The sequence below is a fragment of the Streptomyces sp. CO7 genome (assembly GCF_053474865.1).
The window spans coordinates 289,956-299,228 of the sequence record NZ_JBRIOU010000009.1; the positions used below are offsets into that span (position 1 = coordinate 289,956).

Consider the following 9,273-nt stretch of genomic DNA (forward strand, 5'->3'; position numbering starts at 1 on the left):
CGGCGCAGCGGCTCGTCGAGGAGGGACACGGTTCCGGCGCGCAGCAGCGGAGCGAGGGGACGCGGGTACCAGGAGGCCATCAGGGCGAGGGTGGCGTCGGAGACCTGGCGGGAGCGCTCGTCCCAGGCGAAGTGGGCGGCCTCGTAGGAGTCGAGGAAGCTCTCGAACTCCTCGTAGGTGCGGGGGATCTCCTTGATGCCCATGCGCTCGCCGAGCGCGCGGTAGTAGTTGGCGGTGGCGCGGCGCTCGTGGTCGGTGAGAGGGCGCCAGCCGAAGGTGTCCAGCCAGCGGGCCGGCGTCACCACGAAGGTGCACAGCACGTACCGCATGTCGTCGTCGGAGATGTCGTAACTGCGGTGCATGCGGTTGACGCGACGGATCGCGGTACGGCCTTCCTCGCTGTCGAAGCCGTGCTCCACGACGGCGTCCAGCAGGAGGGAGGTGTCGTCGTACCGCTTCTGGGACCGGTCGGTCATCTCCCCGGTCTCGGCGAGCAGCCGTCCGATGGAGGGGACGGCGTAGGTGCGGTAGAGGGCGAGTTCCAGCGCACGGGTGTGGTCCCAGGGGAACTCGTAGGCGGCCACCAGCCGGTAGATGGCGAGGAAGTCCCGGTCGGGGTCGAGCTGTTGGATCTCCTTGAGCCGGTCGTAGCGCTTCGCGCCCACTTCGGTCGTCCCTCCGCCGCCGTGACCCGACTGCCAACTGTAGAGGGCCGCATGGGAGATGGGGAGCGCCCACGAGCTGGTGCGCCCGCTTCCGGATCCGATTGGCTTCCGGCCCGGTCAGGGGTCGTGGGCCGCCGTCACGCGAGGTCGCTCCACGGGCTCAGCTACGGCATCGCGTTCGCCGTGGCGATGGTCGTAGTCGTCTTCCTCCACATGGTGATCGGCGAGATGGCGCCCAAGTCCTGGGCGATCGCCCACCCGGAGCGCTCCGCCATGCTGCTCTCGCCGCCCTTCCGGGCCGTGGTGCGGACGGTGCGGCCGCTGATCCGGCTGCTCAACGCGCTCAGCAACGCCCTGGTGCGGCTGTGCCGGGTCGCCCCGCGCGAGGAGCTCGCCTCCGTCCACAACCGCGAGCAGCTCACCCCCTGGTGGTGGAGTCCCGGCGGCTCGGCCTGATCAGCGAGACGGACGGCGAACTGCTGACCCGCTCGCTGACCGAGCCCGAGACCCCGGTCGCCGCACTGCAGGTGCCGAGCGCCTGCATCACCTCGGTCGACACCGCCGCCGACGTCGACGAGATCCTGCGGGTCGCGGCGGCCGCGGGCCGCACCCGGCCGCTGGTCCGCGCCGGTGACGCGTTCGTCGGCTCGATCCACGCGCGCGACGCCATGTGGCCCGCTCCCGTGGGCGCGTCACCGACGCCCGGGCCCTGGCCCACCCGGTACCGGAACTGACCGACGAGGCCACGGTGGCCGAGGCGATCGTGCTGCTGCGCCGGCACCGGGCATCGCTCGTGGTGGTGCGGGACGCCAGCGGCCGCCCCACCAGCATGGTCACCCTGGACGACCTCCTGGCCCGGCTCCTGCAGCCGCGGACGAGCTGAGTCCCACCGGGCCCTGGACAGGACGTCCGAGCGCGTACACGATCGCGTTCATGACACCCGAGGACGCCATCGTCACCACCGCCGACCGGATCGCGGCGCTGCTGGGCGCCGGGGCCGACCCGCGGACGCCGTTGCCGGGCGCGGAGTGGACGGTGGGGGAGGCGGCGGCGCACCTCGCGCGGCGGGGAGGCTGATGGCGGACATCGGGGCGGGCGAGGACCGTCCCTACGGCGACGGAACGCCGAGCGGCCTCGCCACCGCCAACCGTGCGGCTCTGGCCGCCTTCGCACAGCGGGACCCGGCGGTCCTCGGCGCGGAGATCGCCGACAAGGCCCGTGCCTTCGTCTCGGCCGCGTCCCGCCGCGGTCCACGGGAAGCGGTGCTGACCCCCATGGGGCCGATGGACATGGCCACCCTGGGCTCGTACCTGCTGACGCACCTGCTCGGGCACGGCTACGACATCGCCGTCGCGCTGCGCGGGCCGCACATGGTCGACCGGGACGTCGTCGCGTTCACGCTGCCCTTCATGCGACTGGCCATGCCGCGCGTGGTGAACGCCGGCGCGGCCGGCCACCATGCCTGCTATGCGCTGCGCATCGGCAGCGACCGCTTCGCCGTCACCTTCGTCGAGGGCGTGCCGACGGTCACCGACACCCCGCCCCGGCGGCCCGATTGCACGATCTCCATCGACCCCGTCGCCTTCCTCCTCCTCGCCCTGGGCCGCTGGACCACACTCGGTGTCATGGCCCGCGCCAAGGTCGTCGTCCGGGGCCGCAAACCGTGGCTGGGCCTGCGCTTCCCCCTGCTCTTCACAGCTCCCTGAAGCCCACGGATCGGAAAGGACGCCAGGCCTTTGAACGCACGGACATCCCCTTCCTCCGAGAACCGGGACGGCGGCGGAGAGGAGGACGTGAGGAACGCGGACATCAGCCTGGTTCCGCTGGACCGCCTGGAACGCCTTGCCGCGCACCCTGCGGACGTCCGCCCTGAGGAGCAGATCTGGGAGGCGCTGCGTGAACTGGGCACCACCCGGATGAGGCAGCCGGACCTCAGCGACACGGTCCGCCTGCGCTGGGCCCGTCTGGCCGCCACGGCCGTCACCAACAAGTACGTCGGCGCACCCGGCGGCGAAGCGAAGCAGGACGTCGATATCGTCCGGCTGAGGGCGGCCGCGATCGAGGCGTTGGGGCCCGATCCCGGAGATCCGGACAGGGACCCGGAACTCTTGTTCCGGTACATCACGGAGGGCTGCGGAACGTCCTACGACGACCTCTCCGCCGCGGCGGCCGACTGGCGAACGCTTCCCCCGGCGGAAATGCTGCGGCTGAGACGCGTCAAGAACATGCTCAACGCCGCGCGGCGTGTCGAGCAACACCTGCCCACCGGGAGCCCGGTGAGGAACGCGGCGCGGAGGTGGCTGGCGCTGTTTCCGGATCTGCCCTGACCGCGGTCCCTCAACCGAGGGCGGGGAGCTCGATCGCCGGGCACCGGTCCATCACCATGTCGAGACCGGCCGCCCGCACCCGGTCGTACGCCGCGTCGTCGACGACGCCGAGCTGGAACCAGACCGCCTTCGCGCCGATCGCCACCGCCTCGTCCGCGACCTCGCCGGCCAGGTCGGAGCGGACGAAGACGTCGACCACGTCGACGTCGAAGGGGATGGCGTCGAGGGAAGGGTACCCCTGCTCCCCGTGAACCGTCTCGGCCTTCGGGTGGACGGGAACGACGCGTTTGCCGGCGCGCTGCAGGACCTGGGCGACGCCGTAGGCGGCGCGGTCCCGGTTGTCGGACAGGCCGACGACGGCCCAGGTGTCGCCCAGCTCGGTCAGGATCCTGCGGACCGTGTCCGCGGTCATGTCCGTGGTCGTGTCCGTCGCGTCGCTCACAGGGATCCTCCTCGTCGTGGGGCCTCGTCCATGGCGAACCTCGGGGGAAGCGAAACCATTCCCTACGCATACGCTGGTGTCGAACAAAGGAGCGCGGCACCACCATGAAGTACCTCCTGCGAGCGATCACCCGCGAGGAGCACCTGTCCTTCGTCGCGGGACAGTCGTCGGTGAGCCACCTGCAGATCCCCTCCTGGGGCGAGGTGAAGAGCGACTGGCGTTCGGCGTCGCTGGGGTGGTTCGACGAGCGGGGCCGGCTGGTCGGGGCCGCGCTGGTGCTGCTGCGCGCGCTGCCCAAGGTGCGGCGGTACCTCGCCTACCTGCCGGAGGGACCGGTCGTCGACTGGGCCTCGGAAGACCTCGACGACTGGCTGAACCCGATGATCGAGTACCTGCGTGACCTCGGCGCCTTCACCGTGCGGATGGGTCCGCCGGTGGTCGCCCGCCGCTGGGACGCGGGCACGGTGCGGGGCGCGGTCGCCGATCCGGAGGTGCGGTGGCTGCGCGAGGTGCCGCCCTCCGCGGAGGACCCGGCGGCGCGGGAGCTCGCCGAGCGGCTGCACCGGCTGGGCTGGCGGCCGGTCACCGCCGAGGGCGAGGACAGCGCCGCCGTCAACCAGCCGCGGTACGTGTTCCAGGTGCCGTTCGGGGACCGGCCGCTGCGGGAGGTCCAGGCGGGATACAGCCCGGAGTGGCGCCGCAACGCGAAGAAGGCGTGGCGGGCCGGGGTGGAGGTGGTCCGGGGCGGTTACGAGGACCTCGCCGCCTTCCACCGGCTCTACGCCGAGGCCGCCGGGCGCGACGGGCTGATCCCGCGGCCCCTCGCCTACTTCCAGCGCATGTGGATCGCCCTGCGCAACGAGCACCCGGACCGGATGCGGGTCTACTTCTCCCGTTTCGAGGGCGAGGACCAGGCGGCGGCCCTGATGCTCGCCGTCGGCGAGCATGTGTGGCACGCCTATGGGGCCGCGCCAAACACCCGGACGGACGTGTGTCCGGACCATGCGCTGCAGTGGCGGATGATGTCGGACGCCCATGAGATGGGGGCGACCCTCTACGACCTGCGCGGTATCACCGGTTCGGTCGCGGGCGACGAGCAGCATCTGGCGCTGCTGCGCCACCGTCTCGGCACGGGCGGCGAGGCGGTCGAGTACCTCGGGGAGTGGGACTACCCGCTCAGCAAGGTCCTCCACAGGGCACTCGACCTGTACATCGCCCACCGCGGGGCCTGACCGCTCGGGTCAGTTGAACTCGTCCGGGTCGGGGCCCGTGCGCAGCCCGCGGTCGAGGGCGGCGAGCGAGGCCATCTCCTCGTCGTCGAGGGTGAACCCGAAGACGTCGATGTTCTCGGCGATGCGCGCCGGGGTGACCGACTTCGGGATCACCACGTTGCCGAGCTGGAGGTGCCAGCGCAGCACGATCTGCGCGGGCGTCCGGTCGTGGCGCTCGGCGAGGGAGACGATCGCCTCCTCCTTCAGCACCGCGCCCTGCGCCAGCGGGCTCCACGCCTCGGTGGCGATGCCCAGCTCGGCGTGCAGGGCGCGCAGTTCGGCCTGCTGCAGGGCGGGGTGGAGTTCGATCTGGTTGACGGCGGGGACCAGCGAGCTGTTCTCGAGCAGCCGCCGCAGGTGCGCGGGCTGGAAGTTGGAGACGCCCGCGGCGCGGATCCGGCCGTCGGCGGCGAGCCGCTCGAAGGCGCGCCAGGTGTCGAGGTACAGGTCACGGGCCGGGGTGGGCCAGTGGATCAGGTACAGGTCGACGTGGTCGAGGCCCAGCTTGGCCAGGCTCTCGTCGAAGGCGCGGAGGGTGGCGTCGTACCCCTGCTCGGAGTTCCACAGCTTGGTGGTGACGAACAGGTCCTCGCGGGCGATGCCGGAGTCGGCGATCGCCTTGCCGACGCCGGCCTCGTTGCCGTAGATCGCGGCGGTGTCGATCGAGCGGTATCCGGCCTCCAGGGCCGCGGTGACGGCCGCGGTGGTGTCCTCGTCGGGGACCTGGAAGACGCCGAAGCCCAACTGGGGGATCTCGACGCCGTTGTTGAGAGTGACGGTGGGGACGGAGCGGGTGCTCATGGTGCGTTTCCTTGCGTGGGTTCCGGTGATGCGGACGAAAGGCTTCGGACGACGGGACGGGAGGCGGACGGCGCCCGGACGGGGGTCGTCACAGACTCGCAGGCTGCGGCGCCGTTTCTGCCGCCGGGCCCGGCGCGGCGGGTCCCCCCGAGCCGGCCACGACCCGGCCGGCGGCACCGGTGCGCCGGGAGCGGCGGTCGATGCGGGCCGCCAGCAGGGAGAGCAGGAGGGCGGAGGCGGCCAGGATCGCGCCTACCCAGTTGGGGGCGGTGTATCCGAGACCTCCGGAGATCACCAGGCCGCCCAGCCAGGCGGCGAGCGCGTTGCCCAGGTTGAAGGCGCCGATGTTGGCGGCGGACGCCAGGGTGGGGGCCGCGGACGCCTGGTCGAGCACCCACTTCTGCAGCGGCGGCACGGTGGCGAAGCCCAGGGCGCCGATCAGGGTCAGGGTGACGGCGGTGAGCGCCTTGTGGTGGGCGGTGACCGTGAAGACGAGCAGGGTCACCGAGAGCGCGGCCAGCGCGGTGAACAGCAACGGCATCAGTGCCCGGTCGGCGAGCTTGCCGCCGGCCAGGTTGCCGAAGAACATGCCCAGGCCGAACAGCACGAGCAGCCAGGTCACGGAGGACTCAGCGAAGCCGGTGACCTCGGTCGTCAGGGGCGTGACGTAGGTGATGGCGGCGAAGACCCCGCCGAAGCCGAGGACGGTCATCGCCATCGCCAGCCACACCTGGGGGTTGCGGAAGGCGGCGAACTCGGCGCGGACGTCGGCGGCGGGCGGGCGTCCGCTCTCGGGGACCAGGCGGGCGACGCCGAGCAGCCCGACGACGCCGAGCGCTGCGACGGCGGCGAAGGTGGTGCGCCAGCCGGCTGCCTGACCGAGGTAGGTGCCGCCGGGGACGCCGACGACGTTGGCCACGGTCAGACCCATGAACATCAGCGAGATGGCGGACGCCCGGCGGTGCGGGGCGACCAGGTCGGCGGCGACCACGGAGCCGATGCCGAAGAAGGCGCCGTGGGCCAGCGAGGCGACGATCCGCCCGGCGAGCATCAGCCCGAAGACGGGGGCGACGGCGGACAGGACGTTGCCGACGACGAAGAGGCCCATCAGGAACATCAGCATCTTCTTGCGGGACACCTTGGTGCCCAGCACGGTCAGCAGCGGGGCGCCGAGGACAACGCCGAGCGCGTAGCCGGTGACCAGCCAGCCGGCGGTCGGGACGGTGACGCCGAAGTCGTCCGCGACCTGGGGCAGCACGCCCATGATCACGAACTCCGTGGTGCCGATCCCGAAGGCCCCGACGGCCAGAGCCAGGAGCGCGAGAGGCATGGGGTTCTCCCAGACGATACGTTGCGGGGGGTGGTTACAGGCGACGACATTAGTTGCATGCGCGGTATAATTGCAAGCGCGGGCTAAATCTGGCCCCGGGTAACCCCTGTATGGAAGGATTGATGTCGCCCGGCGGTCCCCTGGTGGCCCGCCGGACGTCCGCGTCGGACCTCTCCCGACCCGACCGACCCCTTTGCCCCGTAGGAGGTCAGCGTGACCGCGACCGACCCCTCGCTCACCGCCCTCGCCGACGGCTGGTGCGCGCTCTCCCTCCTGCACGGCAGGATCGAGTCCCACCTCGAGCGCGCGCTGCAGCGTCACGGGCTGAGTCCGCGGGAGTACTCCCTGCTGGACGTCCTCAGCCGGCAGCACGACGGTCCGGGCGGCCACCTGCAGATGAAGCAGGTCGCCGAGGCGGTCGTGCTGAGCCAGAGCGCGACCACGCGGCTGGTGACGCGCCTGGAGGACCGCGCCCTGCTGTCGCGCTACCTCTGCCCCACCGACCGCCGCGGCATCTACACGGACGTGTCCGAGTCCGGCCTCGCCCTGCTCACCGAGGCCCGGCCGACGCACGAGGCCGCCCTGCGCGCGGCTCTCGACGACGCGTCGCGCGACGCCCGGCTGGAGCCGCTGGTGCGCGTGGTGGAGTCGGCCCGCGCCGCCACCGCGTGAGACCGGTCCTCCCCGCCGCCTGAGGGACGGCCCGACGCGCCGCAGGGGCAGCACGCCGCGTGCGCGACGCCGGTCGACGGCAGAAAGTGCGTGGCGGTGGAGCAACGGGTTCGGCACCATCCGCCTGTGATGGTGATGCGGCCCGTTCTGGAGGTCTACGCCGCCGACGGCTTCGCGCTCTGGCCGGTCGGCGAGTACGAGGCGTACGGCTACCTGGTGCTGCACGGGGAGCTGACGCCGACGGAGGTCGGCAGGGCGGTCACGCAGATCGCCCGCTGCAACGACTTCGAGCCGGAGGAGGAGCACGGGCCGCGCCCGACCGACCCGCTGGGCGCGTTCCTGCACGGGCTGCTCACCCTGCCCTATCTGCTCGCCTCCGGCGGATTCCGGGTGACCGGGACCGCCACCGGCACGGTCTTCGTCGAACCGGGCTGCTGCAACGGCCTGGAGACCTGGCGGGACTGGCTGGAGGTACTCGACGGCACCGGCTGCACCTCCTTCGGCCACGATCCGTCGTCGATGGCCGAACGCGTCGACGACGTCGTCCGGCTGACCTTCGACGTCGACGAGGCAGACGGCAGCCCGGTGGTCGAGCTGTCGGTGGACGAGGTACGCGGGCTCGTCGCCGGCGCGGAGCGAGATCTGCGGGACTTCCTCGGCCTCGCCGGCACCTGGGCCGAACAACACCTGCCGGCACACGCCGCCACCGTCACCGCCGCCCTGGCGCGGGCACTGGACCTGACGCCCGCACCGGCACCGGTTACCTGACCCACCGGGCTCCCGGGCACGGCGTCCGCCTCCCCCACCGCCGACGCCACAGCGCGCTGCGGGCCTGCCGGTCGTCTCCGGGACACCGCTCGCCCGGACGTCGATCCGGCACCGGGGACACATGACCGGGGACACATGGCCGACGACGGCAGGCAGAACCCGCAGCGCTCCACGGCGGCGCCTCGACCGGGGTGATCCGCCCCTCGCGCCACGGGGCCGTCACCGCACCGAGGGCCGGGTGACGCACCCGTGCGGCGCGCCACCCGCCCCCCGGCCGGCAACTGTCGTGACCCTACGTCCCGACGGGCGTGATCGGCCGTCCGCGGGGGCGGCCCGAATTAGATGCGACATGCATCTATAGCCCCGCCGGCGAGCCCGCGCCAGAGGCGGCGGTGCCGTCGGCCCCACCTCTGACCCGCTTCTCACCTTCGCCGGACCGCCCCGGCCGGATCCGTCCTCGCACGACCGCCCGCGTCCCCGGGTGCCGGCATCCGCCCGCTACCCGATCTCCACCACCCGGGCCCACGCCGGGGGAAGGTCGGGCGTGTACTCGGGGTCGTTCTCCGAGTAGTGCGGGGCGCGGGGGAAGAGCCCCACGATCGTGCGGCAGGGCGGCCGGGACTCGGGCCACGGCGTCTGGCCGTCGGTCAGCGCGACCACGACGTCGGGGCGGGGCCGTGCCCTGAGCGCCGTGTCGAACCCGGCCCGCAGGTCGGTGCCGCCTCCGCCGAGGAGTGTGATGCCCTCCCCCGCGCAGAGGGGCCCCACCCGATGCGTGGCCGCGTCGCAGCTGATCACGCTCACCAGGTCCCGGCGGCCCCCGAGCGACCGGGTGATGGCGGCCACCTCGAGCAGGGCGCTGCCGAGTTCGGTGTCGCTCACCGAACCGGAGGTGTCGACGACCACGGTGACCTTGGGCGGCCGGTGCCGCAGGCTCGGCAGGACGACGCCGGGCAGCCCGGCCGAGCGGCGGGACGGGCGGCCGTACGTGTAGTCC

11 protein-coding genes and 1 pseudogene are annotated in these 9,273 nt (G+C 72.6%); 7 read left to right on the forward strand and 5 right to left on the reverse strand.

Annotation, left to right across the window (positions count from 1 at the left end; translation table 11 throughout):
• On the reverse strand, positions 1 to 665 hold a 665-nt coding region (locus ACOV8S_RS27895), incomplete at its 3' end, for an oxygenase MpaB family protein (RefSeq protein WP_448321228.1).
• 159 nt (positions 666 to 824) lie between these two features.
• Between ACOV8S_RS27895 and ACOV8S_RS27900 the strand changes: the two are divergent.
• From ACOV8S_RS27900 to ACOV8S_RS27915, 4 genes and pseudogenes are all read left to right on the forward strand, one after another.
• Positions 825 to 1,548, forward strand: a pseudogene (locus ACOV8S_RS27900) (CNNM domain-containing protein); the annotation flags it as partial.
• A 50-nt stretch (positions 1,549 to 1,598) separates the two neighbouring features.
• Positions 1,599 to 1,742, forward strand: a complete 144-nt coding sequence (locus ACOV8S_RS27905; RefSeq protein ID WP_448321230.1) for a hypothetical protein — start codon at positions 1,599 to 1,601, stop codon at positions 1,740 to 1,742.
• A complete protein-coding gene (locus ACOV8S_RS27910) occupies positions 1,742 to 2,371 on the forward strand; it encodes a maleylpyruvate isomerase family mycothiol-dependent enzyme (protein WP_448321231.1) in 630 nt (209 codons plus the stop codon). The genes ACOV8S_RS27905 and ACOV8S_RS27910 overlap by 1 nt, the downstream gene beginning before the upstream one ends.
• Positions 2,372 to 2,458: 87 nt before the next feature.
• Positions 2,459 to 2,992, forward strand: a complete 534-nt coding sequence (locus ACOV8S_RS27915; protein WP_448321232.1) for a hypothetical protein — start codon at positions 2,459 to 2,461, stop codon at positions 2,990 to 2,992.
• A gap of 10 nt (positions 2,993 to 3,002) precedes the next feature.
• Here ACOV8S_RS27915 and ACOV8S_RS27920 read toward each other — a convergent pair whose 3' ends face one another.
• The gene (locus ACOV8S_RS27920) at positions 3,003 to 3,404 is read right to left on the reverse strand and encodes a CoA-binding protein (protein WP_448321337.1); all 402 of its coding nucleotides are present in this window, start codon (positions 3,402 to 3,404) and stop codon (positions 3,003 to 3,005) included.
• Between the two features lie 134 nt (positions 3,405 to 3,538).
• On the opposite strand from ACOV8S_RS27920, the gene ACOV8S_RS27925 reads away from it, so the two are divergent.
• Complete coding sequence (locus ACOV8S_RS27925) at positions 3,539 to 4,666, forward strand: lipid II:glycine glycyltransferase FemX (protein WP_448321234.1); 1,128 nt, start codon at positions 3,539 to 3,541, stop codon at positions 4,664 to 4,666.
• Between the two features lie 9 nt (positions 4,667 to 4,675).
• Here the strand turns inward: ACOV8S_RS27925 and ACOV8S_RS27930 are convergent, their stop codons facing one another.
• Together ACOV8S_RS27930 and ACOV8S_RS27935 are read right to left on the reverse strand one after the other, a co-directional pair.
• Positions 4,676 to 5,506, reverse strand: coding sequence for an aldo/keto reductase (locus tag ACOV8S_RS27930; protein ID WP_448321236.1), 831 nt, complete (start codon positions 5,504 to 5,506; stop codon positions 4,676 to 4,678).
• 88 nt (positions 5,507 to 5,594) lie between these two features.
• The gene (locus ACOV8S_RS27935) at positions 5,595 to 6,836 is read right to left on the reverse strand and encodes an MFS transporter (protein WP_448321237.1); all 1,242 of its coding nucleotides are present in this window, start codon (positions 6,834 to 6,836) and stop codon (positions 5,595 to 5,597) included.
• 213 nt (positions 6,837 to 7,049) lie between these two features.
• Between ACOV8S_RS27935 and ACOV8S_RS27940 the strand changes: the two genes are divergently transcribed.
• Both ACOV8S_RS27940 and ACOV8S_RS27945 read left to right on the forward strand, forming a co-directional pair.
• Positions 7,050 to 7,508: a MarR family winged helix-turn-helix transcriptional regulator gene (locus tag ACOV8S_RS27940; RefSeq protein WP_448321238.1), complete on the forward strand. Its 459-nt coding sequence runs from the start codon at positions 7,050 to 7,052 to the stop codon at positions 7,506 to 7,508.
• A 129-nt stretch (positions 7,509 to 7,637) separates the two neighbouring features.
• Positions 7,638 to 8,276 (forward strand): hypothetical protein, encoded by a 639-nt coding sequence (locus ACOV8S_RS27945; protein ID WP_448321338.1) that lies wholly within the window; start codon positions 7,638 to 7,640, stop codon positions 8,274 to 8,276.
• Positions 8,277 to 8,774: 498 nt separating this feature from the next.
• Here the strand turns inward: ACOV8S_RS27945 and ACOV8S_RS27950 are convergent.
• Positions 8,775 to 9,273, reverse strand: a 499-nt coding sequence (locus ACOV8S_RS27950) for a VWA-like domain-containing protein (protein WP_448321240.1), incomplete at its 5' end; no start/stop codon positions are given.